At 69.9% G+C, this 25,694-nt stretch carries 29 protein-coding genes; 7 read left to right on the plus strand and 22 right to left on the minus strand.

Going from position 1 to position 25,694, the window contains the following annotated elements; genetic code table 11:
- Positions 1-17 precede the first annotated feature (17 nt).
- Complete coding sequence (locus G9U51_RS00500) at positions 18-218, plus strand: CopG family transcriptional regulator (protein ID WP_166191634.1); 201 nt, start codon at positions 18-20, stop codon at positions 216-218.
- Complete coding sequence (locus G9U51_RS00505) at positions 215-622, plus strand: type II toxin-antitoxin system death-on-curing family toxin (protein ID WP_166191637.1); 408 nt, start codon at positions 215-217, stop codon at positions 620-622. The genes G9U51_RS00500 and G9U51_RS00505 overlap by 4 nt, the downstream gene beginning before the upstream one ends.
- Here G9U51_RS00505 and G9U51_RS00510 read toward each other — a convergent pair.
- From G9U51_RS00510 to G9U51_RS17705, 11 genes are all read right to left on the minus strand, one after another.
- Positions 610-2,448, minus strand: a complete 1,839-nt coding sequence (locus G9U51_RS00510) for an AMP-dependent synthetase/ligase (RefSeq protein WP_166191640.1) — start codon at positions 2,446-2,448, stop codon at positions 610-612. The genes G9U51_RS00505 and G9U51_RS00510 overlap by 13 nt on opposite strands.
- 77 nt (positions 2,449-2,525) lie before the next feature.
- Positions 2,526-3,668 carry a rod shape-determining protein RodA gene (gene rodA, locus G9U51_RS00515; protein WP_328823230.1) on the minus strand — a complete coding sequence of 381 codons (1,143 nt, stop codon included), beginning with the start codon at positions 3,666-3,668 and terminating at the stop codon, positions 2,526-2,528.
- On the minus strand, positions 3,665-4,615 hold the full coding sequence (locus G9U51_RS00520; RefSeq protein ID WP_166191644.1) for a bifunctional riboflavin kinase/FAD synthetase: 951 nt from the start codon (positions 4,613-4,615) through the stop codon (positions 3,665-3,667). Before G9U51_RS00520 ends, rodA begins: the two co-directional genes overlap by 4 nt.
- 10 nt (positions 4,616-4,625) lie before the next feature.
- Positions 4,626-5,756, minus strand: a complete 1,131-nt coding sequence (gene nicT, locus G9U51_RS00525) for a Nickel transporter NicT (RefSeq protein WP_166191648.1) — start codon at positions 5,754-5,756, stop codon at positions 4,626-4,628.
- A 253-nt stretch (positions 5,757-6,009) separates the two neighbouring features.
- A complete protein-coding gene (gene truB / locus G9U51_RS00530; RefSeq protein WP_166191651.1) occupies positions 6,010-6,897 on the minus strand; it encodes a tRNA pseudouridine(55) synthase TruB in 888 nt (295 codons plus the stop codon).
- Entirely contained in the window at positions 6,894-7,331 is a 438-nt protein-coding gene (gene rbfA, locus G9U51_RS00535; RefSeq protein ID WP_166191654.1) for a 30S ribosome-binding factor RbfA, read from the minus strand. The genes truB and rbfA overlap by 4 nt, the downstream gene beginning before the upstream one ends.
- Positions 7,332-7,391: 60 nt before the next feature.
- Entirely contained in the window at positions 7,392-7,766 is a 375-nt protein-coding gene (locus G9U51_RS00540) for a YciI family protein (protein ID WP_166191657.1), read from the minus strand.
- Between the two features lie 80 nt (positions 7,767-7,846).
- Positions 7,847-8,248, minus strand: coding sequence for a type II toxin-antitoxin system VapC family toxin (locus G9U51_RS00545; protein ID WP_166191660.1), 402 nt, complete (start codon positions 8,246-8,248; stop codon positions 7,847-7,849).
- Entirely contained in the window at positions 8,235-8,465 is a 231-nt protein-coding gene (locus tag G9U51_RS00550) for a FitA-like ribbon-helix-helix domain-containing protein (RefSeq protein WP_166191663.1), read from the minus strand. Before G9U51_RS00550 ends, G9U51_RS00545 begins: the two co-directional genes overlap by 14 nt.
- A 37-nt stretch (positions 8,466-8,502) precedes the next feature.
- Complete coding sequence (locus G9U51_RS17700) at positions 8,503-9,513, minus strand: TRM11 family SAM-dependent methyltransferase (protein ID WP_166191666.1); 1,011 nt, start codon at positions 9,511-9,513, stop codon at positions 8,503-8,505.
- 10 nt (positions 9,514-9,523) lie between these two features.
- Positions 9,524-10,384 carry a helix-turn-helix domain-containing protein gene (locus G9U51_RS17705; RefSeq protein WP_166191669.1) on the minus strand — a complete coding sequence of 287 codons (861 nt, stop codon included), beginning with the start codon at positions 10,382-10,384 and terminating at the stop codon, positions 9,524-9,526.
- Positions 10,385-10,441: 57 nt separating this feature from the next.
- Here G9U51_RS17705 and G9U51_RS00565 point away from each other — a divergent pair, with 57 nt between their 5' ends.
- Positions 10,442-10,807, plus strand: coding sequence for a VOC family protein (locus G9U51_RS00565; RefSeq protein ID WP_166191672.1), 366 nt, complete (start codon positions 10,442-10,444; stop codon positions 10,805-10,807).
- Positions 10,808-11,047: 240 nt separating this feature from the next.
- Here the strand turns inward: G9U51_RS00565 and infB are convergent, their stop codons facing one another.
- The 4 genes from infB to rimP all read right to left on the minus strand — a co-directional run bounded on the left by infB (position 11,048) and on the right by rimP (position 15,992).
- Positions 11,048-13,924, minus strand: coding sequence for a translation initiation factor IF-2 (infB, locus tag G9U51_RS00570; RefSeq protein WP_166191675.1), 2,877 nt, complete (start codon positions 13,922-13,924; stop codon positions 11,048-11,050).
- Between the two features lie 81 nt (positions 13,925-14,005).
- On the minus strand, positions 14,006-14,329 hold the full coding sequence (locus G9U51_RS00575) for a YlxR family protein (RefSeq protein ID WP_166191678.1): 324 nt from the start codon (positions 14,327-14,329) through the stop codon (positions 14,006-14,008).
- A gap of 74 nt (positions 14,330-14,403) precedes the next feature.
- Complete coding sequence (gene nusA / locus G9U51_RS00580) at positions 14,404-15,456, minus strand: transcription termination factor NusA (RefSeq protein WP_166191681.1); 1,053 nt, start codon at positions 15,454-15,456, stop codon at positions 14,404-14,406.
- Positions 15,456-15,992, minus strand: a complete 537-nt coding sequence (rimP, locus tag G9U51_RS00585) for a ribosome maturation factor RimP (protein ID WP_166191683.1) — start codon at positions 15,990-15,992, stop codon at positions 15,456-15,458. The genes nusA and rimP overlap by 1 nt, the downstream gene beginning before the upstream one ends.
- 112 nt (positions 15,993-16,104) lie before the next feature.
- Here rimP and G9U51_RS00590 point away from each other — a divergent pair, with 112 nt between their 5' ends.
- Both G9U51_RS00590 and G9U51_RS00595 read left to right on the plus strand, forming a co-directional pair.
- Entirely contained in the window at positions 16,105-16,422 is a 318-nt protein-coding gene (locus tag G9U51_RS00590; protein WP_166191686.1) for an ArsR/SmtB family transcription factor, read from the plus strand.
- Positions 16,419-16,841: an SRPBCC family protein gene (locus tag G9U51_RS00595; protein WP_166191689.1), complete on the plus strand. Its 423-nt coding sequence runs from the start codon at positions 16,419-16,421 to the stop codon at positions 16,839-16,841. The genes G9U51_RS00590 and G9U51_RS00595 overlap by 4 nt, the downstream gene beginning before the upstream one ends.
- Positions 16,842-17,312: 471 nt before the next feature.
- On the opposite strand, the gene G9U51_RS00600 is transcribed toward G9U51_RS00595, so the two are convergent.
- The 5 genes from G9U51_RS00600 to G9U51_RS00620 are packed head-to-tail and all read right to left on the minus strand — an operon-like array spanning position 17,313 to position 22,479.
- Positions 17,313-18,236, minus strand: a complete 924-nt coding sequence (locus tag G9U51_RS00600; protein WP_166191692.1) for an ABC transporter permease — start codon at positions 18,234-18,236, stop codon at positions 17,313-17,315.
- The gene (locus tag G9U51_RS00605; protein ID WP_166191695.1) at positions 18,223-19,005 is read right to left on the minus strand and encodes an ABC transporter ATP-binding protein; all 783 of its coding nucleotides are present in this window, start codon (positions 19,003-19,005) and stop codon (positions 18,223-18,225) included. The genes G9U51_RS00600 and G9U51_RS00605 overlap by 14 nt, the downstream gene beginning before the upstream one ends.
- Positions 19,002-20,093, minus strand: coding sequence for an ABC transporter substrate-binding protein (locus G9U51_RS00610; RefSeq protein ID WP_166191698.1), 1,092 nt, complete (start codon positions 20,091-20,093; stop codon positions 19,002-19,004). The genes G9U51_RS00605 and G9U51_RS00610 overlap by 4 nt, the downstream gene beginning before the upstream one ends.
- Positions 20,094-20,125: 32 nt before the next feature.
- Positions 20,126-20,824: a phosphoadenylyl-sulfate reductase gene (locus G9U51_RS00615; protein ID WP_166191701.1), complete on the minus strand. Its 699-nt coding sequence runs from the start codon at positions 20,822-20,824 to the stop codon at positions 20,126-20,128.
- Positions 20,821-22,479: a nitrite/sulfite reductase gene (locus G9U51_RS00620; RefSeq protein WP_166191704.1), complete on the minus strand. Its 1,659-nt coding sequence runs from the start codon at positions 22,477-22,479 to the stop codon at positions 20,821-20,823. Before G9U51_RS00620 ends, G9U51_RS00615 begins: the two co-directional genes overlap by 4 nt.
- Positions 22,480-22,585: 106 nt before the next feature.
- On the opposite strand from G9U51_RS00620, the gene G9U51_RS00625 reads away from it, so the two are divergent.
- Positions 22,586-23,485, plus strand: coding sequence for a hypothetical protein (locus tag G9U51_RS00625; RefSeq protein ID WP_166191708.1), 900 nt, complete (start codon positions 22,586-22,588; stop codon positions 23,483-23,485).
- Positions 23,482-24,387, plus strand: a complete 906-nt coding sequence (locus G9U51_RS00630) for an aminoglycoside phosphotransferase family protein (protein WP_328823233.1) — start codon at positions 23,482-23,484, stop codon at positions 24,385-24,387. The genes G9U51_RS00625 and G9U51_RS00630 overlap by 4 nt, the downstream gene beginning before the upstream one ends.
- 4 nt (positions 24,388-24,391) lie before the next feature.
- Here G9U51_RS00630 and G9U51_RS00635 read toward each other — a convergent pair whose 3' ends face one another.
- Both G9U51_RS00635 and G9U51_RS00640 read right to left on the minus strand, forming a co-directional pair.
- Positions 24,392-25,150: a DsbA family protein gene (locus tag G9U51_RS00635; RefSeq protein WP_166191714.1), complete on the minus strand. Its 759-nt coding sequence runs from the start codon at positions 25,148-25,150 to the stop codon at positions 24,392-24,394.
- A gap of 43 nt (positions 25,151-25,193) precedes the next feature.
- Positions 25,194-25,694 carry a DoxX family protein gene (locus G9U51_RS00640; protein WP_166191717.1) on the minus strand — a complete coding sequence of 167 codons (501 nt, stop codon included), beginning with the start codon at positions 25,692-25,694 and terminating at the stop codon, positions 25,194-25,196.

Genomic DNA, 25,694 nt, shown 5'->3' on the forward strand with positions numbered 1-25,694 from the left:
AGAGGTATCATTTGAACATGGCAATGACACTACGGCTCACCGAGCAACAAACACGGTTGTTGCGCGAGACGGCCGAGCGCGATGGGACCTCGATGCATGCCCTGGCCGTGCGGGCGATCGATGCCTACCTCGCGCCGCGTACCGCAGTGCGTGACCGACTCCTGGGTCAAATCCTGGCTGAGGACGCCGCCGTCCTTGAGCGACTGCGCGACGCGTGACCGACCCGATCTACCTCGACCTGGACGATCTGGTACTCGTCGCAACCGGGGCGCTCGGCCGTCCGCCCGAGGTGCGCGACTGGGGCCTACTCGAGGCCGCTCTCGCGAGACCGCGAGCAACGGTATTCGGGCAAGATGCCTACGGCGACCTGTACCTCAAGGCCGCCGCATTGCTGTCCTCACTCGTCAAGGGGCGCGCGTTGGTTGACGGCAACAAGCGCACCGGCCTCATCGCGACCCGACTATTCCTGGCGATGAACGGGATCCGGTTCACCGGCACCGACGACGACAAGTTCACCCTCGCGCTCGACGTAGCCGACGACACGCTTGGCAGCGTCGAAGAGATCGCAGCCCGCCTGCGTGACCTCACGACTTCGACAACTACAGGGGCTCAGTCCTGGTAGAGGCCGTCTAGGTCGTCCTTGAACTTCTGCGCGACGACCTTGCGCTTGAGCTTCAGGCTGGGTGTGACCTCGCCGTCTTCGACCGTGAGGTCGCGCGGCAGGATCAGGAAGCGCTTGATCTGCTCATGCCGCGCCAGCCCGCTATTGAGCTGATCGACATAACCCTGCACCAGGTCGCGGGCCTCGTCCGAGGTGACGATCGTGCGATAGTCGGCGCCCTGCAGCGAGGACTGCTTGCCGGCCCATTCGGTGATCGCCTCCTCGTCCAGCGTCACCAGCGCGGAGACGAACTTGCGCCCGTCCCCCTCGACGACCAGTTGCGACGCGAACGGACAGATGCCCTTGAACATCGCCTCGATCTGGCTGGGTGCGACATATTTGCCGTTGGAGGTCTTGAACAGATCCTTCTTGCGGTCGGTGATGCGCACGTGGCCGGTCGGGGTGATCTCGCCGATGTCGCCGGTGTGGAACCAGCCGTCGACCAGTGACTCCGCCGTCTCGGTCTCGAGGCCGCGGTAGCCCTGCATCACGCCGCGGCCCTTGACGAGGATCTCGCCGTCGTCGCCGAGCGTGATCTGCGTGCCCGGCAACGGCCAGCCGACCGTGCCGGGCTGGTTGGCATAGGGGCGGTTGACCGCGCACGCGGCGCTGGTCTCGGTGAGCCCGTAGCCCTCCAGGATCGGGATGCCCATGCCGTCGAACCAGGTGGCGATGTCCTTGTTGAGCGCGGCCGAACCGGAGATGAAGAACCGGATGTTGCCCCCGAACCGTGCCCGGATCTTCTTGGCCACCAAGGCGTCGCCGACCTTGTGCTGTATGCCGAGCCCGCCGCCGACGCTGTCCCCGCCGGTGCGCGCGCTGGACACCTTGCGGGCGTTGCCCGCATGCCAGTCGAACAGCTTCGCCTTGAGCCCGCCCTCGTCGCGCATCATCGTGGTGATCCGGCCGTAGACCTTCTCGAAGATGCGCGGCGCGGCACCCATCCAGGTCGGGCGCACGGTCGGCAGGTTCTCCACGATCTTGTCGACCCGCCCGTCGATGGCGGTCGGGAAGCCGATCTGCAGCGGCAAGGTCAGCAGCAGCTTGCCGAAGACATGCGCGAGCGGCAGCCAGAGGTATTGCACGTCATCCTCACCGAGCAGCCCGATCGCATCGACCGCGCTGACCTCGTAGACCCATGAGTCGTGCGGCAGCCGCACACCCTTGGGCCGGCCGGTCGTGCCCGAGGTGTAGATGAGCGTCGCCAAGTGCTCCTTCTGCACCCCGGCGACGCGCTCGTCGACCGCATCGGCATGTGCCTCGAGATATTCCGCGCCGCGCAATTCGAGGTCGACCAGGGTCATCACGTCGTCGCCGTCGGCGCGCCCGTCGAAGGTCACGATGTGGGTGACGCTCGGCACCGCGTCGCGACCCTCCCGGATCATCGCGGTGTGGGTGTCGTCCTCGGTGAAGACGACCTTCGCGCCGGAGTCGCTGATGATGTAGAGCGTGTCGTCCACGGTCGAGGTCGGGTAGATCGTGGTCGTCGCGGCGCCGGCGAGCATCACGCCGAGATCGGCGAGCGCCCATTCCACCCGGGTGGCGCTCGCGAGGGCCACCCGGTCCTGCGCCTCGACCCCGAGCGAGATGAGGCCGGCGGCGATATTGCGGACCCGCTCGTCGGCCTGCTTCCAGGTCATCGAGGACCAGCCGTCACCCTGCGGGAAGCGGAAGGCCTCACCCTGCGGAGTCTTGCCGACCCGGTCGACGAACAGATGCGCCACCGTGGGCTGCGCCTGCTCGATAGTGCTGAAATCCGGCTTCTCGTCCGAGACCGACATGACCATGGGTGACTACTCCTCGCGCGTCCGACCCGCACCTCGGCGGGTGGTTGCGGCCACCCTAGCCCGCCGCCCGGCGCCCGTCAGTAGAGCCGGCGCAGACTGACCAGGTGGACGTTCTCGAGCAGCCCGATCGCCGCCCAGCAAGCGAACATGCTCGACCCGCCATACGACACGAACGGCAGCGGGAGCCCGGTGACCGGCATCAGCCCGAGGTTCATCCCGACGTTCTGCAGGATCTGAAAGAGGAACCAGCACACGACGCCGACCGCGACCAGCCGGCCGAAGGAGTCCTGGGCCGCGCGCGCGATGAGCACCCCGCGGACGACCACGAAGGTCAGCACGAGCACGATCACCGCGCTGCCGAGGAAGCCGAGTTCCTCCCCCGCCACCGAGAAGACGAAGTCGGTCTGCTGGAAGGGGATGAAGCCACCCTGGGTCTGCCGGCCCTGAAAGAGCCCCTCACCGGTGAGGCCGCCCGAGCCGATGGCGATCTTGACCTGGCGCACCTGGTAGCCGATCCCGGTCGGGTCGACGCTGGGGTCGGCGAAGGCGGTGAGCCGGGCCCGCTGATAGGCGCTCAGCACCGGCGTCGTGACCGCGAGGGCGATGGCGATCGCCATACCGACGAGGGCGGCGACCAGCCACCAGCGGGAGGCGCCGGACACGGCGACCACACCGAAGGTGAGGGCCAGCAGGACGAGCACTTCGCCGAGGTCGGGCTGCAGCAGCACGAGCGCGATGGGCACCCCGGCGACCGCGAGCGCCAGCCAGACGTCCCGGGTGGGCGGCGGCGCGCCTCGTTCGCCGCGCTCGGCGAGGATCATCGCCAGGCCGACGCAGAGCGCCCCCTTGGCGAATTCGGCCGGCTGGATCGAAAAGCCCGGCACCTGGATCCACGAGCGCGAGCCGTTGATCGTCGAACCGAGCGGTGACAGCACCAGCACCAGGCCGAGCACCGACACCAGGTAGACCCACGGCGCGATCGCCCGGATCAGCCGGAAGTCGACGCGCATGCAGGTCGCGCCGATCAGCAGCCCGACCACCAGGTTGATCAGGTGCCGCAGCAGGTAGCCGTCGCCATGGGTATGCCGGGTCGCGGACCACACGAGCACCGCACCGACCAGCGACAGGCCGAGCGCCGCGATCCACAGTCCCCAGTCGCCGCGGCTCCAGGACAGCTGCCGCCGGTCGAGACCGAAGGACCGGGCCGGCGAACCGATCACGGCTGCAGCAGGTCCCGGCAGATGTCGACGTCGCGGGTCATCTGCTCGATCAACGCCTCGATCGAGTCGAAACGGACGTTGCCGCGCAGCCGCTGCACGAACTCCACCCGCACGTGCTCGTCGTAGAGGTCGAGGTCGTCGCGATCGAGGACATAGGCCTCGACCGTGCGCTCGGGGACATCGTCGAAGGTCGGGTTGGTGCCGACCGAGATGGCGGCGGGCATGCGGTGGTCGGGGTGGTCCTCGGGCAGGTTGTCGCGAACCAGCCAGCCGCCATACACCCCGTCGGCGGGCACGAGACCGGTCGACTCCGGCGAGAGGTTCGCGGTCGGGAAACCCAGCTCGCGACCGCGCATGTGGCCGCGCACGACGGTGCCGCGCACCTCGGGCAGCCGGCCGAGCACGTGGGCGGCGGCGGGGATGTCGCCCTCGTGCAGGTGGGCGCGCACCGAGGTGGAGGAGAAGCGACCGTCGTCGCCGACGTCCTGCAACACGGTGACCTCGAAGCCGTATTTCTGGCCGAGCTCGCGCAAGGTGTCGACGTCGCCGGAGTTCTTGGCGCCGAACTTGGTGTCCCGGCCGACCACGACCGCCTGGGCGCCGAGGGCCTGGACGAAGACGGCGTGCACGAATTCCTCGGGGCTCATCGCCGCCAGCTCGAGGGTGAACGGCAGGACGAGGGTGACGTCGACGCCGTGGTCGGCGATGCGCTCCAGGCGGGTCGGCAGGTCACACAGCTGGTCGGGGGCGCGGTCGGGGTGCAGGACCCGCAGCGGGTGCGGGTCGAAGGTCACCGCGATGGCGTGGATCGAGCGGCCGCGGGCCTGCCGGACGACTTCGTCGAGCAGCGCGCCGTGACCGAGGTGGACGCCGTCGAAGTTGCCGATGGTGACGACACTCGGGACGACCTCGGAGGGGACGGACGCCAGGTCGGTCAGCTGCAGCACGGCGGCAACTCTAGCGAGCGCCGATCGGCCTCTCGTCAAGGCGCAGCAGCTTCCAGCCGAGCACCGCGAGCAGCCAGGTCACCGCGAAGACCCCGACGATCACGAAACCCACACCGTCGAGGTTGATGCCGCCGATCGCGGCGACCGGACCGGACCGCAGATCCAACCGCTCGGCGAGCACCGAACACACCTCGATGCTGCCGATGACCAGGGCCACGAAGACCGACAGCCAGGTGACGGTCGCGTTGTAGTAAAGGCGGCGCACCGGCCGCGCGAAGGCCCAGCTGTAGGCCTTGGCCATGAAGATGCCGTCGGCGGCGTCGAGCAGGCTCATGCCCGCGGCGAAGAGCACCGGCAGGGTGAGGATCGCGTACCACGGCAGCTGGAAGGCCGCGGCGCCACCGGCGAGCACCAGCAGGCTCACCTCGGTGGCCGTGTCGAAGCCGAGACCGAACAGGAAACCGATCGGGTACATATGCCATGGCTTGCGCACGCTCTTGGTGAGCCCGCCGAGGAAGCGGTTGAAGAAGCCGCGGTTGTTCAGGTGCTGCTCCAGCGCGGCCTCGTCGAGCTCACCGCCGCGGGCGCGCCGCCATACCTTGATGATGCCGACCAGGGCCACCAGGTTGAGCGCGGCGATGATCAGCAGGAAGACACCGGACACGGTCGTGCCGATGATGCCGGTGATCTCGTGCAGCCGGGAGCCGCCGTCCTTGACTGAGGCGGCGAGCGCGCGGATGCCGGCGGCGAGGAGCAGGCAGAGGGCGAACACCACGCTGGAGTGCCCGAGCGAGAACCAGAAGCCAACGCTCACCGGCCGGCGGCCATCGTTCAGCAGCTTGCGGGTGGTGTTGTCGATCGCGGCGATGTGGTCGGCGTCGAAGGCGTGCCGCATGCCGAGGGTGTAGGCGGTGATGCCGAGGCCGATGCCGAACACCTGGGTGTGGCCGGTGCCGTCCGCGCCGAGCTTCAGCTGCTGCGGTGCGACGATCGCGATCAGCGTGCCCCAGCCGATGACGTGCAGCGCGATCACGAAGAGCGTCATACCGATCACCGAACGACGCTCGTCCGGCGTGAACGCCGAGGCGACCCGACGATGCCAGCCGACCGACGGCTCCCCCACGGACGTCGCGCTGGCCATCGGGTGCTCTCCTCGTGATCGGTTCACGCCGGCCGAGCCGACGACCGCCATCCTAATCACGTCCTGCGACTGAGTCGCATCTGGCGTCAGAGTTCGGGACGCCAGCGGTCGCACCGCGCGTCCGCACCAACGCACCACCGCTCGTGCAGATCTGCGGACACCGCATCCACCCCGCACCTCGTGTCCGCACCAACGCACCACCGCTCGTGCAGATCTGCGGACACCTCACCTGCCCCTCAGGTGCTGGCTGCGCTCAGGCGGGCGGGAAGACGACGAGGCTGCGCGCCTGCCGGCCGGAGTCGTCGATCATCGCGACGAGGTCGTCGCCCGGCCCGACGGCCGCAGCCACCGCACCGAGGCCGGTGGCGCCGATCCGCTTGCCGTGTCGCAGATCTTGCGCTTCGTCCGCGGTGAGCTCGCGGGTCGGGAATTGGGCCCGCGCGGCCTCCGCCAGAGGTATGACGGGCAGCGGGTCGCCTCGCTCGACCGTCGCACCGAGGTCGTCCAGCCGGTGGCAGGCGCCCAGGTCGTAGGCACCGACCCTCGTGCGGCGCAGCGCGGTGAGGTGGCCGGCCGAGCCCAGCGCAGCACCCAGGTCGCGAGCCAGCGCTCGCACATAGGTGCCCGACGAGACTTCCACGCTGACGTCGAGGTCGATCAGGTCGTCGTGGCGGCGCAGGTCACGAATCTCGAAGTGCGACACCGTGATTGGCCGCGCAGGCAGGTCAACGTCCTCTCCCCCGCGCACCCGCGCGTAGGAGCGTTTGCCGTCGATCTTGATCGCGCTGACGGCGCTCGGCACCTGCAGCAGGTCACCGGTCAGGGCGGCGACCGCGTCGGCAATCCGCTCGTCGGTGAGTCCGCTCGCACCGGGTGACGAGGTCACCTCGCCTTCGGCGTCGTCGGTGAGCGTGCCCTGCCCGAGCCGGATCGTCGCGTCATAGGCCTTGTCGCAGCCGACGAGATAGGTGAGCAATTTGGTCGCCCGGTTGATGCCGAGCACGAGCACGCCGGTGGCCATCGGGTCCAGCGTCCCGGCATGACCGACCCGGCGGGTCGCGGCCAGCCGCCTCGTGCGGCCGACGACATCGTGACTCGTCCAGCCCGCCGGTTTGTCGACGAGCAGCAGGCCGTCGATCACTCGTCCTCGTCGGACACGCGCGGCTTCTTGTAGGGGTCGGCGTCCCCGGCATACCGCTGGGCGTCGGCGCTGCGGGCGAGCTCGGCGTCCCGCTCGCGCGCGGCGGCGAGGGCGGCCTCGATATTGGCCGCGCCCTCCGGGATGGCGTCCGGGATGAACTCCAGCGACGGGGTCAGCCGGATGCCGAGGCCCTTGCCGACGTGCGAGCGGATGCGGCCGCGCCATTCGGTCAGCACCGCGGCCGTGTCCTCACGCTCGGCGTCGCTGCCGAAGACGGTGTAGAACACCGAGGCGTGCTGCAGGTCGCCGGTGACCCGCACATCGGTGATGGTCACGAAGCCCAACCGCTCGTCCTTCACCCGCCGCTCGACGAACTCGGCGACCAGGGTCTTGATGCGCTCGGCGATCTTGCGGGCGCGTGCGGGGTCGGCCATGACGGCGTCTCCTTCGACAGGCGGGGGTGGGCAGTCACCCAGCCTAGACGGCGCCGGACGTCACTCCTGGCACGGCCGCAACTCGATCCGGCCACCGGGCTGGGCGAACCGGTCGGCGATCTCCTCGGCACGCTGCTGCGAGGCCACGTCGATCAGGAAGAACCCGGCGAGGTGCTCGGCGGCCTCGGCATACGGCCCGTCGGTGACCGGGTGTTCGGTCGGCGTCCAGGAGAAGATCTTGGCCTTGGCCGGATCGTCGAGGGCGGCGGCGGTGACGAGCTCGCCGCGTTCCCGCATGGTGGCCATCAGATCCTCGAAGCCGGCCCCGGAGTGCTCGAAATAGGACTCCGGCTGGGCGCGGCCCTCGTCGGTGAACCGATCGGTCGGGTGCCCCCAGGGTTGGGGGTTGGAGTGGACGAGGATGACGTACTTCATGTCGAGCTCCTTCGCGGATGCTGGGGCCGGGCGGTCCGTCCCTCATGACCATGACGGGCGGGACTCACCGGAATCGACGGCTACTGCGAAGACTGCACCATCTCGATCACGCACCGCGGTCCCGGCGCCTGAGCGAGTCGGCGATCACCAGTCACCAGCACGGCGTCGAGAGCCTCGGCGAGCGCCACGTAACAGGCGTCGTACGGTGTGAGGTTGTTGCGCAACTCCCAACACCTCGTAGTCAGCGCCCGGTGTGGGGCGCGCTCGAGCGGCATTGTCTGCAGGTCACGGATCGCGGTCTCGGCCAGCCTCGGGTCGACCGCGCCCGACCGGACCCCCCGGCGCAGGACGGAAAGAACCTCGAGGTCCACCAGCTCGGGGGCGGCGACGACCTCGCCGCGCAACCTTTGACGCACGGCGTGGCCGTCTGGGCCCCCACTCACCAACCCGACGACGAGCGCGCTCGCGTCAACGACGATCACGGTCGGCCCGCACCATCTCCGCGGTGTCAACAACAGTCAATGCAGCGCCGTCACGGGAGGCCGCTGCGTCCAGTATTTCGTCGAGCGTGGGGCGGGCGGCCTCATCGATCAGGCGAGATCGCAAGTACTCCTGCAGCGACTGATGGGCTGCGGCCGCGCGACGTCGCAGGACGGCGTGCGTGCTCTCCGGCACATCCTTGATCTGGACACTGGGCATGGCGCCATTATGGCGCCATGTCTGCCTCTGCCGCCACCTACGCCTTGCGCGCGACGAGCAGGTCGCGGTCGATCGAGGCATCGACGCGGTGCCGGACGTCGGGGATCTCGCAGACCGTCAGGCCGTGCTGCTCGACCAGTTCGTGCAATTCCTCGACCGGCGCGACATGCCGGTTATACGACAGCCCGATCGCTCCTCCGGTGCGCAGCACCCGCGTCCACGACGGCAGCGAACGGTCCAGCAGGCCGAGCGGGCTGCGCGCCAGCCGGTCACCGTGCGAGCCGTGCTGCACGCCGTATGGCGTGTCCGTCACGATCACGTCGATGCTCGTGGGTCGCAGCACCCCGTCGAGATCGGTCGCGTCGGTGCTGACATAGCGCAGCCGGTCGGTGTGCCCGGCCTTGAACGCCGCCTTGTCGGGCGCGATCTCCAGGGTGAGCTGGCGCCCCCGCGTGCGACCGGCGACGGTCAGCGCCTTCTGCTCCACTTGATGCTTGAACCGGTGCTCGCGTGCCCAGGTCTTGATGAAGGCGGCATACGCCTCGTAGTCCTTGCGATCGATGTCGACGCCGGTGACCTCCAGCCCGTGCAGCAGCGCGAGATTGAGCGTCGTGCCGCGGCCGCACAACGGATCGAGCACCCGCAGGCTGCCGTCGAGCAGCCGCGCCGGCCAGGCGGTCATCGCGGCAGTCACGTTGAGACACAAGCGAGTCCACTGCTCGTTGGTCTTACCGGCGTACTTCTGGATGGTCACCAGATCGTCCGGATAGCGCCGGACTTCGGGCAACTCCAGCGGCCGCAGCAGGTCGCCCTCCGGCAGGTATGCCGCGAAGGTCGCCGACAGCCGCGCGAGCACGCCAGGCACCCGCTCGTCCTCCGGCACGCGCACCACCAGATAGGGCACCCCGGCGATCACCCGAGTCTCGACCTCGACCTGCCCGACCAGGGCGCCCAGCACGGCACCGGCCTCGGCCGCGGCCAGGCGGGGCGCGGCGTCGGCATACACCCGGTTGGCGGACGGGGCGAGCAGGAGCAGATACTCGGACACGGGGCGCAGGTTAGTGGCTGCCGCTGGGCGCACCCACCCGGCGGCGATAGGAGCCCGGCGGCTCGCCGACGAGCAGGGTGAAATCGCGGATGAAATGTGCCTGGTCCGCCCACCCCAGGCCGGCTGCGAGCGACGCCAGGGACTCCTCGCCGCCGGCGTGCAGCGCGACCACCGCGTCATGCACCCGAGCGCGCAGCAGCACCCACTTGGGGCCGACGCCCAACTGGCGGCGGAAGGCGCGCTGGGTGGACCGCACGGTCGTGCCCATCAGCGCCGCGACGGCGGCCACGGTCGTGAGCGTCCGGTCGGCGTCGATCTTGTCCAGCACCGTCGCGACGGTCTCCCCCTCGTGGGTCGGTGGCCGCAGGATCGCCGCCAGGTGGGCGTCGAAGGTCCGCGCCGCATCGGGCAGCCCGGCCCGCAATCCGGCGACCTCGGGCGCGAGGGTGAGCGACCGGTCGGCCCGGCATACCCGATCGGTGACCTCGACCGCCGGCCGCCCGGTCGAGGCGAACAGCACGCCGGCGCGCAGGGCGACACCGGCGACGCCGCCGCGGCCTGTCAACCGGACGTCGAAGCGCTGCCGGGTCACCGCGCCGGTGAGGAAGCAGCCCTCGCCCGCCACCTGCTCGCGCGTGATGCCGCCCCACTCGACGGACAAATGGGTGCTCACCGAGGGCACCAGGGTGGAGACATAGGAGGTGCCCGGTGGCAGGTCGAAGACGACCGACCAGTAGTAGTCGACGAGCGGGGCCAGCTCAGCCGGCGGCGCCGCGCGCTGGAGCGTCGCGTGGCGGGCGAACGCGGCCGGGTCCAGCACGACGCCGCTGGTCGCCCGCTGCCCGGTTGTCGCGTTCGTCCAATCCGCCACGCGCTCCACGGTATGTGCTGGCACCGACACAGTCACCGACTCATCAGGAGGAAACCCATGAGCACCGCCAGCCTCGCGATGGTCACCATCGACGTCGCCGACGCCAGCGCCGCCGCGCAGTTCTACAGCGACCTGCTCGGTTGGGAGAAGATGTATGACGCCGACGGGTACGCCATGGTGCAGGGGCCGGGCGTGCGCCTCGGCTTCGGCTCGACGCCCGACCTGAAGGCGCCGTCCTGGCCGGACGACGGCCACAAGCAGTTCCACCTCGACCTGGCCTCGGACGACATCGAGGCGACGGCCAAGCGTGCGGTCGAGCTCGGTGCGACCAAGCCGGACGAGCAGCCCGGCGAGGGCCAGTGGACCGTGCTGATCGACCCGGGCGGGCACCCGTTCTGCATCACCAACGCCGCCAACTGGTGATCTACACCGGTAGGAGAGCCCACCGGCTGCAAGAGCGACCATTTCCCGAGGGCTCCAGGGGAAAGGCCCCGCACCCCCGTCACCGGGGATGCGGGGCCTCCGTTGCGTGTTTCGTCAGACGCGCGATTACTTCTGCGCGCCTTCCTCACACTCCGCTTCGGCCGCCGACTCGCTGACGCCCTTCGACTCGCTTCGCTCGCTCAGGACACCGCTCGCCGACAACCTCCGCTGCGTGTTTCGTCAGACGCGCGGCTTTTCCCGCATCTCGTAGGTCGCGATCAGGTCGCCGATCTGCAGGTCGTTGTAGGACCCGAGGTTGACACCACACTCGTAGCCCTCGCGGACCTCGGTGACATCGTCCTTGAACCGGCGCAGACCGGCCACCTCGACGTTCTCGGCCACGACGACACCGTCACGGGTGATGCGAGCCTTCGCACCACGACGGATCTCACCCGAGCGCACGATCGAACCGGCGATATTGCCGAACTTGGACGAGCGGAAGATCTCGCGGATCTCCGCGGTGCCCAGCTCGACCTCTTCGAACTCCGGCTTGAGCATGCCCTTGAGCGCCTGCTCGATCTCCTCGATGGCCTGGTAGATCACCGAGTAGTACCGGATCTCGACACCCTCCTTCTCGGCATACTCCGCGTTCTGACCCTCGGCTCGCACGTTGAAGCCGATGATCACCGCGTCGGAGGCCACCGCCAGGTTGATGTTGTTCATCGTGATCGCACCGACGCCACGGTCGATGATGCGCAGGTCGACCTCGTCGCCCACATCGATCTGCATGAGCGCGTCCTCGAGGGCTTCGACCGAACCGGACACATCGCCCTTGAGGATGAGGTTGAGCGTCTCGACCTTGCCCGCGGCGAGGGCCTCGTTGAGGTCCTCCAGGCTGATCCGCTTGCGGGCCTTGGCCAGCGACGCCTGCCGGTCGGCCGCCTCCCGCTTCTCCGAGATCTGCCGGGCGGTGCGGTCGTCGGGCGCCACGATGAAGGTGTCGCCCGCGCGGGGCACCGACGCCAGACCGGTCACCTGGACCGGACGGGATGGCAGCGCCTCCTGCAGGTGGTTGCCGTGCTCGTCGAGCATGGCGCGCACCCGGCCGTGCGCCGTGCCGGCGACGATCGCGTCACCGACCCGCAAGGTGCCGGACTGCACGAGCACCGTCGCCACCGCACCGCGACCGCGGTCCAGGTTGGCTTCGATCGCGACACCGCGGGCGTCCTTGTCCGGGTTGGCCCGCAGATCGAGCGCGGCGTCCGCGGTCAGCAGCACCGCCTCGAGCAGCGCGTCGATGTTTTCGCCCTGCTTGGCCGAGACGTCGACGAACATGGTGTCGCCGCCATACTCCTCGGCGATCAGGTTGTACTCGGTGAGCTGCTGACGGATCTTGGCCGGGTTGGCACCCTCGACGTCGATCTTGTTGACCGCGACCACGATCGGCACGTCGGCCGCCTGGGCGTGGTTCAACGCCTCGATCGTCTGGGGCATCACCCCGTCGTCCGCCGCGACCACGAGGATCGCGATGTCGGTCACCTTGGCACCACGGGCACGCATGGCGGTGAACGCCTCGTGACCGGGGGTGTCGATGAAGGTGATCGCCCGGTCGGTGCCCTCGTGCTCCTGGTGCACCTGGTAGGCACCGATGTGCTGGGTGATGCCACCGGCCTCGTGCGCCTGCACGTCGGCATTGCGGATCGCGTCCAGCAGTCGGGTCTTACCGTGGTCGACGTGACCCATCACGGTCACGACCGGCGGCCGCGGCTGCAGGTCATCGTCGGACTCCGCCTCCGCCTCGGCCTCAAGGTCGATGTTGAACGAGCTGAACAGCTCCTTCTCCTCGTCCTCCGGCGAGACCACCTGCACGTCGTAGCCGAGCTCGGCGCCGAGGAGCTTGAAGGTGTCCTCGTCCAGCGACTGGGTCGCCGTGGCCATCTCACCGAGGTGGAACAGCACGGTGACCAGCGATGCCGGGTTGGCGTCGATCCGGTCGGCGAAATCGGTCAGCGAAGCACCACGACGCACGCGCACCACGGTCGAGCCGTCGCCGCGCGGGACGGTGACACCGCCGACCGAGGGGGCCTGCATCTGCTCGAATTCCTGGCGCTTGGCGCGCTTGGACTTGCGACCGCGGACCTTTCCACCGCCACGACCGAACGCTCCCTGCGTGCCGCCACGGCCGCCGGGGCCACGACCGCCGCCACCGGGACGACCGGCGAAACCACCGCGACCGCCACCGCCACCAGGACCGCCACCGGCGCCACGACCACCACCGGGTCCGCCGCCACGACCGCCGCCGCTGGTGCCCGGACGCACCGACGAGCGGTCCGGCATCATGCCCGGGTTCGGACGGGCACCACCCGGACGCGGCCCACCGGGGCCGGCCTGACCGGGACGCGGCGCTGCCGGACGGGGGCCAGCGGAACCGCCGGCACCACGAGCACTGGCCGGACGCGGCATACCTTGGCTGGGCGCGAAGGGATTGTTGCCCGGACGCGGCGAGCCGCCACCACCGGAGCGCATGCCCTGGCTGGGTGCGAAGGGGTTGTTGCCCGGGCGCGGGCCCGGACGGCCACCGGCCGGACGGGGAGCCGCCGGACGGGGCGAACCGCCACGCTCACCAGAGCTGCGCTCCGCGGACGGACGCTCAGCACTCGGCTTGGGTGCGGACGGAGCCGCCGGACCCGGCTTGGGACCGGCCGGTGCCGCCGGAGCCGACGACGCGGCCGGCTTCGCGGGCGCGGGGGCTTCGGCGGTTTCCTGGGCAGCCGGCGCGGGGCCGGGTCCCGGCGTCGGAGCGCTCTCGGCGGTCTTCGCCGGTGCAGCCTTCGCCGGAGCGGCCGGGGCCGCCGGCGTGGGCGTCGCCTCGGTGGCCGCAGCCTTCTTCGCGGGTGCCTTGGGGGTCGCGGTCGTCTTCGCCGCGGGCTTGGCGGGCGCCGCGTCAGCCTTCTTGGCGGATGCGGGCGGGTTTTCCTTGATCTTGCGCACCACCGGAGCCTCGATGGTGGAGCTCGCCGTCTTGACGAACTCCCCCTGCTCCTTGAGGTACGCCAAGAGTTCCTTGCTCTCGATCCCGAGCTCCTTGGCGAGCTCGTGAACTCGGACCTTGGCCACACTTCTCCTTGATGGGTTGGCGACGGTCCGAGCGGTCGGCCTCAGGGCCGGGCGGACGGAACCGTCAAAGGGTGTACGTGCTCATCGCTGAGTACTCATCGGGTGCTCATCAGCGTCAAACCCGCTTTCCGGTATGCCGTCCGGTCCGGCGGGTGCCGGACCGGGGTGAAGGGTCGAGACCCAGGCCTGCAGCCGGCTCGCATCGACCGGGGAGGTCGCTCGCAAGGCTCGCCCGAAGGCCCGCCGCGAGATCGCCTTGTCCAGGCACTCCGCGGTCGGGTGCAGCCAGGCCCCTCGGCCCGGCCGCCGGCGCTCGGGATCGGGAACGACGTCCCCACCCTCGAGCACCACTCTCACCAGTGCTGAGCGCTCGTCGCGTGATCGACACCCGACGCAGGTCCGCATCCCGGCGTGAGCCGGTGCGGACGGAGGGGATTGTCGAACAGGCGGACGACCGCTCACCACACAGTCTATCGCAGTCAGGCCTCGGCCCCGGGAGCGGCCGAGGGCTCGGTCGTCTCGTCGTGGCCGACGCCGGCGCTCACCTCGGGGGCATTGTCGGGCCGGATGTCGATCCGCCACCCGGTCAGCCGGGCCGCGAGCCGGGCGTTCTGGCCCTCCTTGCCGATGGCGAGGCTGAGCTGGAAGTCGGGCACGACGACGCGTGCGGACTTGCCGGCCCGGTCCACGATCTCGACCGACTCCACCCGCGACGGGCTGAGCGCCGCCGCCACGAAGGTCGCCGGGTCCTCACTGAAGTCGACGATGTCGATCTTCTCGCCGCCCAGCTCGGTCATCACCGCCCGCACACGCGAGCCCATCGGGCCGATGCACGCGCCCTTGGCGTTGACCGAGGAGTCCTTGCTGAACACCGCGATCTTGGTGCGGTGGCCCGCCTCACGCGCGAGCGCCGCGATCTGGACGGTGCCGTCGGCGATCTCCGGGACCTCCAGCGCGAACAGCTTGCGCACCAGGTTGGGGTGCGTGCGCGACAGCATGATCTGCGGACCCTTCAGCCCGCGCTTGACCGACACGACATAACAACGGATGCGCTCGCCGTGGCGGTAGGTCTCCCCCGGCACCTGCTCCGAGCTCGGCAGCACGCCCTCGACGGTGCCGAAGTCGACGTGCACATTGCGCGGGTCGCTGGACTGCTGGATCACGCCGGCGACGATGTCGCCCTCGCGGCCGCGGAAGTCGCCGAGGATCGCCTCGTCCTCGACATCGCGCATCCGCTGCACGATCACCTGGCGCGCGGTGGCGGCGGCCACCCGGCCGAAGTCGTTCGGGGTGTCGTCGAACTCCGGGCCCGGCTCGCCCCGGTTGCCCTCGTCGTCGACCTCGCCGTCCTCACGGGCCCACACCACGACGTGTCCGGTCTTGCGGTCGAGTTCCACTCGCGCGTTGTGGTAGCTGCCGTCGACCCGGTGGTATGCCGTGAGCAGCGCCTGCTCGATCGCCGGCACGATGACGTCCATCGGGATCTCGCGCTCACGCTCCAGCGCTCGCAGTGCGGCCATGTCGATGTCCATCAGCGGTCCTTTCCTTCGTCATCGGCGGGCTCGGCGCGCGAGAACTCGACGTTCACGCGGACCCGGCCCAGGTCGGCATACGGGATGGTGCGGGTGGCGATGCTGCCGTCGGCACCGGCGACGGCCACGTCGATGTCACGCTCGCCCGCGCGTTCGAGTCGGCCCTCGACCTGCGAGCCGTCGGCGAGGGTGGCGGTGAGCAGGCGACCGACATTGCGGCGGAAGTGGCGCGGCTGCGTGAGCGGACGGTCGACGCCGGTCGAGCTCACCTCCAGCACGTAGGGCTGGTCCCCCATCAGATCGGAGCTGTCCAGGCGGTCGCTGACCGCGCGGGTGGCGTCGGCGACCAGGTCGAGGTCGAGCGGCGGCACGGGCGAGGTCTCGTCCTGCAGGCCGGAGAGTTCGCGATCGACCAGGACGCGCACGACCCGGCGCTTGCCGGCCGGGGTCACGGTGACGTCCTCGACCACCAGACCGAGCGGGGCGAGAGCCGGAGCGAGCAGTTGGTCGATGTCCGCAGCTCGTTGCGAGGTCATCACTGGCTCCTTGACGGCTCCGTCGATCTTCGGTTTGGGAAGACACAGCCTAACCCGACCGATCCCCGCTCTTCACTTGCGTTCCGCGGACCGCTGGCGAATACTGAACCTTATGGTTCAGCATCGGGAGGACGTGTTCGCCGCGCTCGGGCACCGCACCCGGCTGCAGGTGATGGCGGCGTGCTGCCGACGCCCGCACAGCACCACCGAGCTCTCCCGGCTGTGCGCACCGATCACGCTCACCGGCATGCGCAAGCACCTCGCCGTGCTCGAGGACGCCGGGCTGATCGAGCGGCGCAAGTCCGGCCGCACGGTGTGGTGCACGGCGCGGCCGGGCGCACTCGACGACGCGACCGCCTATCTCGCGCAGTTGCAGACCTTTTGGACCGGCCAACTCGATTCGCTTGCACGTCACCTGGAGGATTCATGACCGACTCGATCGCCTTCACCCGCACCGTCGCCGCGGACCTGCCGACGGTATGGCGGGCCTGGACGACTCCCGAAGGGCTGGCCGCCTGGTGGTGGCCGCAACTGCCGGACACCACCTACCGGATCGACGCCCGGCCCGGTGGGACCTACCACTTCGAGTCCAAGGCGGCCGGCATCGGAGCGCGGGGTGAGTTCCTCACTGTCGAGGAGCCGACGCTGCTGGAGATGACCTGGTGGTGGCTCGGCGGCGAAGGCACGCAGGAGGTTGCCGATGTCGTGCGGGTGCGATTGACGCGGGACGGTGACGGGGTGCGGGTCGACCTCGAGCACGAGTTGCGTGACGGCGTCGCCACCGGGAGCCCGAGCGACGGACTGCGTCAGGGCTGGACCGACGTCCTGGACCGGCTCGCTCGCCTCTGAGCCAACACGCCTGTGCGCGACTTCCCCCTGCGCGCTCGCCCCTGGGCGAGCACCTCCGGAAAGTCGACAGAATGTCGACTTTCCGGACGCAGACCCCGGCATACCGCCCGACCAGCGCAAGAAACCCGACACAATGTCAACTTTCCGGACGCAGACCCCGGCATACCGCCCGACCAGCGCAAGAAACCCGACACAATGTCAACTTTCCTGACGCGCAGGCCGGTATGGAGCGGGAACGGCCGGAGAAACCCGACACAATGTCAACTTTCCGGACGCAGACCCCGGCATACCGCCCGGCCAGCGCAAGAAACCCGACACAATGTCAACTTTCCTAACGACCAAGCCGGCGTGGAGCCCGACCGGTCGGAGAAACCCGACACAATGTCAACTTTCCTGACGCGCAGGCGGGCGTGGAGCGGGACCGACCGGAGAAACCCGACACAATGTCGACTTTCCTGACGCGCTCGTCGACTACAGGCCGCTGGCGGCGAGACCGCGATCGCGGAGCACCTTGCGCTCCAGCGGTCCGAACAGGAACAGCTCGACCACGACACCGACCACGAGGATCAGCCCGATCGCCGCGATGACGGTCGGCATGTCGAGCATGTCGCGGCCGTTCTGCAGCAGCTGGCCGAGACCGGTGCCGAGTTCGGGGCTGTTCACGATCACCTCGGCGGCCATCAGCGAGCGCCAGGAGAAGGCCCACCCCTGCTTGAGGCCGGACAGATAGGTCGGCAGGGCGGCGGGCAGCAACACGTGCCGCACCAGACCGAGCCGCCCGGCGCCGAGCACCTGACCCGCGCGGCGCAGGATCGGCGGCGTCTGGTCGAGACCGCCGATCAGGCCGTTGGCGACCGACGGCACCGCGCCGAGGAGTATGACGAAGTAGATCGTCGCCGGGCCGAGGCCGAACCACATGATGGCGAACGGCACCCACGCCACCGACGGCAGCGACTGCAATGCCGACAGCAAGGGGCGAAAACCCTTGCGCAACAACGAAACCTGACCCACGAGCACGCCGAGCACCGTGCCCGCCACCACCGCGATGACAAAACCCAGCAGACCCCGGCTGAGGCTGGTCCAGACCACACCCCAGGCCGTGCCGTCGGCGACAAGCGACCACAGGGTCGAGCCGACCGTGAGCGGTGACGGCAGCGTCGACTCCGGCTTCCACGCGCTCCACCAGACGAGCTGCCAGATGCCGATCAGGCCGGCCACGACGACGATCGGAGCGACGATCGCCATCCAGTCGACGGTGCGACGCTGCGCCGGGTGCTCCAGCGCGTCGAGGCCGTGGCTGAGCCGGTCGAGCCGGTCGTCGTCCTTCGACGCGATGGGTGCGGTCGGCGCAGCGGTCGCGGCGCTCCCGCCGTGCGCGGCGTCAGGCTGCGGCATGACGGCTGATCTCCTCTCGCAGCGCCTGGGTGATCTCCACTGACAAGGCGGCGACGCCCGGGTCCTCGATGCTGCGCGGCTGCGTCATACCGACCTCCCAGGTGCGCAGCACGCGGCCGGGGCGGGAGGACAGCAGCACCACCCGTTCGCCCAGGCGGACGGCCTCGCGCACGTTGTGGGTCACGAAGACCACGCTCATCCCGGTGCGCTGCCACAGCTGGGCGAGCTCCTCGTGCAGCACATCGCGGGTGATCGCGTCGAGCGCCGCGAACGGCTCGTCCATCAGCAGCACCTCGGCACCCTGAGCGAGGCTGCGGGCCAGGGCGATGCGCTGCCGCTGACCACCGGACAGCTCGTGGACGCGACGCCCCGCCGCGCCCTCCAGCCGCACCAGGCGCAGCAACTCGGCCACCCCGTCGCGGCGCTCGGAGCGCGGGACACCGGCGAGCTTGAGCGCCAGCTCGATATTGGCACCGGCGGTCAGCCACGGGAAGAGCGCCGACTCCTGGAACATCAGCGCCGGCCGGGAGCCGGCGACCTCGATCTCCCCCGAGGTCGGCTGCTCCAGGCCGGCGAGCAGCGACAGCAGCGTGCTCTTGCCGCAGCCGGACGCACCGAGCACGGTGACGAACTCACCGGCGCCGACCTCCAGGTCGATGCCGTCGAGCGCGACGACGGGTGTGCCCGCCTGCCGGAAGACCTTGGTCACCCCACTCACACGCACGCGCGGCTGCACCGCCGACGCGGCGCGGGTCTCGGTGATCGTCATGAATTCCCCTTCGTCCCGAGCCCGGCGTCGGAGACGGCGGGCAGCGACGCGGCCTTGAGGACCGCGTTGAGCGGAGCCAGGTCGTAGATGCCCCGCAGGTCGGTCTTCTTCAGCAGGCCGATCTCGATCGCGTGGTCGGCCACCTGCTGCAGGCTGGCGGCATACGGATCCCAGCCGACGGTGACCTTCGCGAGCGCGGCCGAGGCGACGCCTGCGGGCAGCTTCTTGCCGGTGAGTTTGGCCAGCGCCGCGTCGAGGTCGGTCGCCGCCTTGGTGCGGTCGCCGTTGATCTGCTGCACGGTCTGCACGTGCGCGGTGAGCAGGGCCTTGACCGTCTCCGGGTATTGCGTGAGGAAGGTCTTGGCCACCAGCAGGTTCGTGGTGACGAACTGGCCACCCTTCCACTGCGTGCGCTCGTCGACGAGCACCTTGCCGCCGCCCTGGATCTGCAGCCGAGTGGCCCACGGCTCGGGCAGCCAGCCGCCGTCGATCGACCCCTCCTTGAATAACTGCAGCGTCTGGGAGTTCTCCTGCGCGATCACCTGGACGTTCTTGGCGCCGGAGCCGTTGACGGTGAACCCATTGCGGCGCAAGAAGTATTTTGCGGCGATGTCCTGGGTGCCGCCGAGCTGCGGGGTGGCGATCCGCTTGCCGGCGAGCTGGGCGACCGAGGTGATCGAGGGATGCACCACCAGGGCCGCACCGCCCGATGCGCCGCCGGCGATCAGCCGCACCGCTCCACGACTCTTGGAGTAGGCGTTGATCGCCGGGTTGGGACCGAGGTAGACCGCGTCGATCGACCCGGCGAGCAGCGCCTCGGTGGCCGACGGTCCGGCGTTGAAGGTCTGCGTCTTGAGCGCGGTGGCGCCGAGCGCCTTGGCGTAGGCGCCACCCGCGACGCCGAGCACCGGCACCGCGTGGGTCAGGTTGGGGAAATAGCCGAGCCGGAGGGTCTTGGCGGCCGCGGTGCTCGCGGCGGACGACGGGGTCGCGCCCGCCGCGCGCCGGCTGCACGCGGACAGCGCGACGCCGGCGGCGCCGAGCAGCGGCAGAGCGAGGAACTGTCGTCGAGAGGCAGCGTGAGTCATGGAGGGTTCCTGAGGCTTGGGTCTGTCGGGGATCAGAGCTGTATGCCGCATTCGGTCTTGTCGGTGCCTGACCAGCGGCCCGCGCGGCGGTCCTCACCGGGCGCCACGCGGCGGGTACACGGCCAACAGCCGATCGACGGATAACCCTGTGCCAGAAGGGGATTCGTGACCACGTCGTGTTCGCTGGCATAGGCCTCGACCTGTTCGTCGGTCCACGTCGCCAGCGGGGCGAGCTTGAGGATCTCGCGTCTTTCGTCGAAGGCCAGCACGGGTGTGTTGGCCCGGGTCGGCGACTCCGAACGCCGCACCCCGGTGGCCCAGATGTCGTAGCCGTCGAGGGCCTCGTCGAGCGGCTGGGTCTTGCGCAGGGCGCAGCACAGGTCGGGATCGCTGGCGAACAGGTCCTTGCCGTAGGCCTCGTCCTGCTCGGCGACGGTCAGCCGCGAGCGCAAGTCGCGCACGGTCACGGCATACCGGCGGGCCACCTCATCGCGGGTCTGCAGGGTCTCGGTGAAGTGATAGCCGGTCTCGAGGAAGAGCACGTCGACACCGGGCAGCGCGCGACTCGCGAGGTGGGCGAGCACGGTGTCCTGCATCGAGGCGGCAACGGCCAGCCCTCGACCGAATTCGTCTGCGGCCCAACGCAATACCTCGAGCGCGTCGAGCTTCTCCAGCCGCGGCCCCTCGGTGCGGGCGATATCGCGCAGGCGGTCGATCGTCGCCGTCGTCATCGCAGATCGGCCTCCTCGGCGCGCTGGACCCATTCGGCGAACCGCTCACCGGGGACGCGCTGCTCGTCGAACCGCCGCACCACCCGCTCGACATAGTCGCCGAGCTCGGCGGAGGTCACCTTGAGTGCGCGCAGCTTGCGGCCGAAGCCGGCGTCGGCGCCGAGGCCGCCGCCCAGGTGCACCTGGAAGCCCTCGACCTGCTCCTCACCCACGGTGACGATCTGGCCCTTGAGGCCGATGTCGGCGGTCTGGATGCGGGCGCACGAGTTGGGGCAGCCGTTGAGGTGGATCGACACCGGGGTGTCCAGGCCGAGACCGTCGAGGCGCTGCTCGAGCTCGTCGACCAGATCACGTGCGCGCTGCTTGGTCTCCACGATCGCGAGCTTGCAGAACTCCAGGCCGGTGCAGGCCATCACCGAGCGGCGCCAAGGCGTCGGGCGAGCTTCCAGCCCGAGTGGGCGCATGGTCTCGATCAGCGGCTCGACCCGGTCCTCGGCCACGTCCAGCACCAGCAGCTTCTGGTATGGCGTGAGCCGCACCCGCTGCGATCCGGCCGCCTCCGCCGCGTCGGCCACCGACGACAACACGGCGCCGGACACCCGGCCCGCGACCGGCGCGAACCCGACATACCGCAGTCCGTCGGTCTGCTCGTGCACGCCGATGTGGTCCATCGGCACCTCCGACACCGGCGCGGCCGGCCCGTCGGCGAGGCGACGGCCGAGGTATTCGGTCTCGAGCACCTCGCGGAACTTCTCCGGCCCCCAGTCCTGCACGAGGAACTTGATCCGGGCGCGGTGCCGCAGGCGGCGGTAGCCGTAGTCGCGGAAGATCTCCACGACGCCGCGCCAGACGTCCGGGACCTCCTCCAGCGTGGCGAAGGCACCGAGCCGCACCGCGAGCTTGGGGTTGGTCGACAGGCCGCCGCCGACGAGCACGTCGAAGCCGGGGCCGAGCTCGGGGTGCACGACACCGACGAAGGACACGTCATTGATCTCCGGCGCGGTGTCCGGCAGCCACGAGATCGCGGTCTTGAACTTGCGGGGCAGGTTGGAGATCGTCGGGTCGCCGATCCACCGGCGCGAGATCTCCCGGATCGCCGGGGTGGCGTCGATGACTTCCTCGGCACTGACGCCGGCGACCGGCGAGCCGAGCAGCACCCGCGGGCAGTCGCCGCACGCCTCGGTGGTCGACAGCTCGACCGCTTCGAGCCGGCGCCAGATCTCCGGCACGTCCTCGATCCGGATCCAGTGCAGCTGGATGTTCTGCCGGTCGGTGATGTCGGCGGTGTCGCGACCGAACTCGGTGGAGATGCCCGCGATCACCCGCAACTGCTCGGTCGACAGGGCGCCACCGTCGCAACGCACGCGCAGCATGAAGTATTCGTCGTCGAGCTCCTCCGGCGGGATGCTCGCCGTCCGGCCGCCGTCGATGCCCTGCCGGCGCTGGGTGTAGAGGCCCCACCAGCGCATCCGGCCGCGCAGGTCGTCCGGCGCGATCGAGGCGAAACCCTCACGCGCATAGACCTCTTCGATCCGGCGACGGACGTTGAGGCCGTCGTCCTCGGCCTTGAATTCCTCGTTGTGGTTGAGCGGCTCGCGCTCGTCGAGGGCCCACTGGCCGTGCGTCTTGGTGGGAGTCGTCGCAGTCACTCGCATAACTTCGCATTTCGCTCCGATAAACGCGAACTAATGCAGGCGTGATCCCATCCAGCGAGATGGCCGACCGGTCGGTGAGCGCAGTCGCCCGTGGCAGGATGTCCGGGTGTCCCGCCGTCCAGTTGCCCCGCTGGCCCGCCGGACCGTTCTCGCCGGCGGCATCCTGGCCCTCGCTGGCTGCGGCGTGCGCCTCGAACGCAGCGCGCCGCGGATCCCCGGCATACCGACCCAAGGGCCTCCGCCGGATGGCGAACTGCTGCTCGCGACGATCGACCGGCTGAACCGCGCGGCGACCACCGTGGGCGCGGCCGCCTCGCCGTGGGGCACCCGGCTGGCGTCGGTGCACCTCACCCAGAGTCGCAAGGTCATCGAGGTCGCCGCGTCGCAGGGGGTGCGGGTGCCGACCTCCGCGCCGACCTTGCCGTCCACCGACGGCGCGACCCCACTCGCGGTCGAGAGCGAGGGCGCCACGCCCGCGGTGGTGCGCGCCATCGCGGGCGCCGAACCGGCGATCATGCCGATGCTGCTGGTGATCGCCGCGACCCAGGCTGCGGGCAGCAGCCTGCTCGGCGCCCCGCCGGCCGCCGACCCGGCGCCCGTGTCCGGCTCCGTCGCGAACGCGTTGCTCACCCCCGTGCGCCGGGCCACCTATGCCGTCGAGGTCGCCATCGCCAAGACCCCGCTCGCCCAGCGCACGACCCTGCGCGCCCTGCTCACCATGCTGTATGCCGAGCGCTCGCGCATCGAGGTCGCGGCCGGGGCGAAGGCGCCTGCTCCGCCCACGGCCTTCTCGCTGCCCGTCGCGGCCGACACGCCACAACGCCGCACCCAGCTGGTGCAGCGCGTCCTCGCCGATGTCGTGCAGGCCTGCGGGCACGCGACCGGCACCCGCGACGGGCTGGGTGGTGCCGACGGAGCGGTCGGGCTGGTGCGCACTTGGGGTGTCTTCCTGAGTGCGGCGTGGACTGCGGGTGTCGCCCCGGCCGCCTTCCCGGGGTTGCGGTGAGCGTGACCATTCCGGCGTCCTTCGTCGACCTGGTCGCCGGACGCCCGCCCGAGCCCGCGATCAGCGGTGACGACTGGCTGGCCGGACTGCCGGCGCTGATCGAGCGGTCGCTGGATCGGTTCGAACTCGCCGTCGACGAGGGGCCGGTGCGGCATGGCGTCGCGGCCATCGTCGTGCCGGTCCGGCGCGGTGACACGCCCGCGGTGCTCAAGCTCTCCTGGCCGCACACCGAGGCCTCGCTCGAACACCTCGCCCTGCGCACCTGGGATGGCCGCGGAGCGGTCCGGCTGCTGGCCGCGGACCCGGCGACCTACGCCCTGGTGCTCGAACGCCTCGACGGCGCCCGTGACCTCACGTCCGTGGACCTGCTCGAGGCCTGCGAGCAACTCGGCCGCCTGTTCACCCGGCTGGACCGGCCCGCGATCCCCCAGCTCCAGCGTCTGTCGTCGGAGGCGCAGCGCTGGATCGCGTTGTGCCACAAGGGTTCTGACGCGGTGCCGCGCAGGCTGACCGATCAGGCTGCCGTCCAGATGACCGAGTTGATCACCGACCCGGACGTCGATGCCCACCTGATCCACCAGGACCTGCACTACGAAAACGCCCTCGCCGCCGACCGGGAGCCCTGGCTGGCGATCGACCCCAAACCCCTCGCGGGTGAGTGGGCCTTCGGCGTCGCGCCCGCGGTGTGGAACCGCTGGGAGGAGGCGCAATCGGCATACAACCTGCGCGCGCACCTGCGGCTGCGCCTCGGAATCATCTGTGAGACAGCGGGATTGGCTGAAGAACGCGCCCTCGCGTGGACCTTCTGCCGCCTGGTCCTCAACGCCCTGTGGTCAGCCGAAGACGACGACGCGGCGGCGATCACGCAATGGATCGCCGCCGCGAAGGCGATGACGGGTTAGGCGCTCACTTGGCGTACTGCGCCAGGATGCCGTCGAAGCTGCCGGGGTCGTTCAGCAGGCCGCCCATCTGGTTCTGGTCGAGCGCCTGACCGTTGATCTTCAGGGTCGGGGTGCCGTTGACGCCGTCCTTGCTGGACTGGGTTTGGGTGGCGGTGACGTACTTGCTGTACTTGTCGCTCGACACGCACTGCTGGTAGGTCGTCAGCGCCGAGCCGCTCAGGCCCATCTTGCTGGCATATCCCTTCACCTCGTTGACGCTGAAGGTGTCGCCCTGTTGCGCCTGCTCCTCCGGCCGCTGGGCCGCGAAGGCCGCCTTGTGGAACTGCGGGAACTTGCCGGCGTCCGAGGCGCAGAACGAGGCGTTGGCCGCGATCTTGGACCCGTCGTTGCGCAGGTTGTCGTCCAGGAAGGACATCATGTGGTAGACGAGCTTGATCTTGCCGGCCTTGGCCGCAGCGTCGATCGCCGAGCCATTGGTCGTCTCCAGTTGCTTGCAGATCGGGCACTGGAAGTCCTCGTAGAGGTCGACCACCGGTGCGCCCTCGGCCGCCTTGCCCGGATAGGCGACGACGCCCTTGCCACCGGGGTTGGAACCCTTCGGCCCGTCCGCGGCCGTGTTGCCTGAGCCGCGGGTGGCGAAGATCGCCACCACGATGCCGACCACGGCGATCACGGCGATGGCCGCGATGATGGCGTTGCGCAGACCGGAGCGGTCCTTGGGTTTGGCCTGGGCGAGCTTGGCGGAAGCGTCGGGGCGGGGCATCAGGTGTCCTTGTCGTCTCGATCGAATCGGTGATATCCGGGGGTCAGCCCCAGAGCTTGGAGTCCAGGTCGAACTTGGTGCGGGGCTTGAGGATCAGCCAGGCGCAGCAGGCGAAGAGCGCGATATCGCGCGCGAGTTCCATCGGGTATGCCGGCTCCTTGGTCGTCCCGCCGCCACCGAAGCAGCCGCAGTCGATGCTGATCCCGCGCACCCAGACCGAGATGATCCCGATGATGAACGCGACCATCAGCAGTCCGGCGACGATCGCCGCCGGCCGCACGAACAAGCCCACCACGAGCAGCGCCCCGACGAGGATCTCGACGAAGGGCATCACCAGACCCCAGGCTCCGGCGAGCTCGTAGGGCAGGATTTGGAAGGCCCGGGTCGCCATCTGGGTCTCGGAGAGGTTCATGGCCTTGGTGATGCCGGCCCAGAGCATCACGGCTCCGACGATCAGCCGGAGCACCAGGCCGATCCAAGCCGTGATGTCGCGCCGCGGGGCGGTGGTGGCGTCGGTCACCAAATCGTCCTTCGTCGTGGTCAT

The organism is Metallococcus carri (assembly GCF_011440275.1).
Lineage (GTDB): Bacteria > Actinomycetota > Actinomycetes > Actinomycetales > Dermatophilaceae > Metallococcus > Metallococcus carri.

Coding starts and splice junctions, on each gene's coding strand:
- G9U51_RS00500 (WP_166191634.1), top strand. CDS start 18: ATGGCAATGACACTACGGCTCACCGAGCAACAAACACGGTTGTTGCGC.
- G9U51_RS00510 (WP_166191640.1), bottom strand. CDS start 2,448: ATGGTCATGTCGGTCTCGGACGAGAAGCCGGATTTCAGCACTATCGAG.
- nicT (WP_166191648.1), bottom strand. CDS start 5,756: ATGGCCAGCGCGACGTCCGTGGGGGAGCCGTCGGTCGGCTGGCATCGT.
- rbfA (WP_166191654.1), bottom strand. CDS start 7,331: ATGGCCGACCCCGCACGCGCCCGCAAGATCGCCGAGCGCATCAAGACC.
- G9U51_RS00540 (WP_166191657.1), bottom strand. CDS start 7,766: ATGAAGTACGTCATCCTCGTCCACTCCAACCCCCAACCCTGGGGGCAC.
- G9U51_RS00550 (WP_166191663.1), bottom strand. CDS start 8,465: ATGCCCAGTGTCCAGATCAAGGATGTGCCGGAGAGCACGCACGCCGTC.
- G9U51_RS00565 (WP_166191672.1), top strand. CDS start 10,442: ATGAGCACCGCCAGCCTCGCGATGGTCACCATCGACGTCGCCGACGCC.
- G9U51_RS00575 (WP_166191678.1), bottom strand. CDS start 14,329: ATGCGGACCTGCGTCGGGTGTCGATCACGCGACGAGCGCTCAGCACTG.
- nusA (WP_166191681.1), bottom strand. CDS start 15,456: ATGGACATCGACATGGCCGCACTGCGAGCGCTGGAGCGTGAGCGCGAG.
- rimP (WP_166191683.1), bottom strand. CDS start 15,992: ATGACCTCGCAACGAGCTGCGGACATCGACCAACTGCTCGCTCCGGCT.
- G9U51_RS00590 (WP_166191686.1), top strand. CDS start 16,105: ATGGTTCAGCATCGGGAGGACGTGTTCGCCGCGCTCGGGCACCGCACC.
- G9U51_RS00595 (WP_166191689.1), top strand. CDS start 16,419: ATGACCGACTCGATCGCCTTCACCCGCACCGTCGCCGCGGACCTGCCG.
- G9U51_RS00600 (WP_166191692.1), bottom strand. CDS start 18,236: ATGCCGCAGCCTGACGCCGCGCACGGCGGGAGCGCCGCGACCGCTGCG.
- G9U51_RS00605 (WP_166191695.1), bottom strand. CDS start 19,005: ATGACGATCACCGAGACCCGCGCCGCGTCGGCGGTGCAGCCGCGCGTG.
- G9U51_RS00610 (WP_166191698.1), bottom strand. CDS start 20,093: ATGACTCACGCTGCCTCTCGACGACAGTTCCTCGCTCTGCCGCTGCTC.
- G9U51_RS00615 (WP_166191701.1), bottom strand. CDS start 20,824: ATGACGACGGCGACGATCGACCGCCTGCGCGATATCGCCCGCACCGAG.
- G9U51_RS00620 (WP_166191704.1), bottom strand. CDS start 22,479: ATGCGAGTGACTGCGACGACTCCCACCAAGACGCACGGCCAGTGGGCC.
- G9U51_RS00635 (WP_166191714.1), bottom strand. CDS start 25,150: ATGCCCCGCCCCGACGCTTCCGCCAAGCTCGCCCAGGCCAAACCCAAG.
- G9U51_RS00640 (WP_166191717.1), bottom strand. CDS start 25,694: ATGACCACGACGAAGGACGATTTGGTGACCGACGCCACCACCGCCCCG.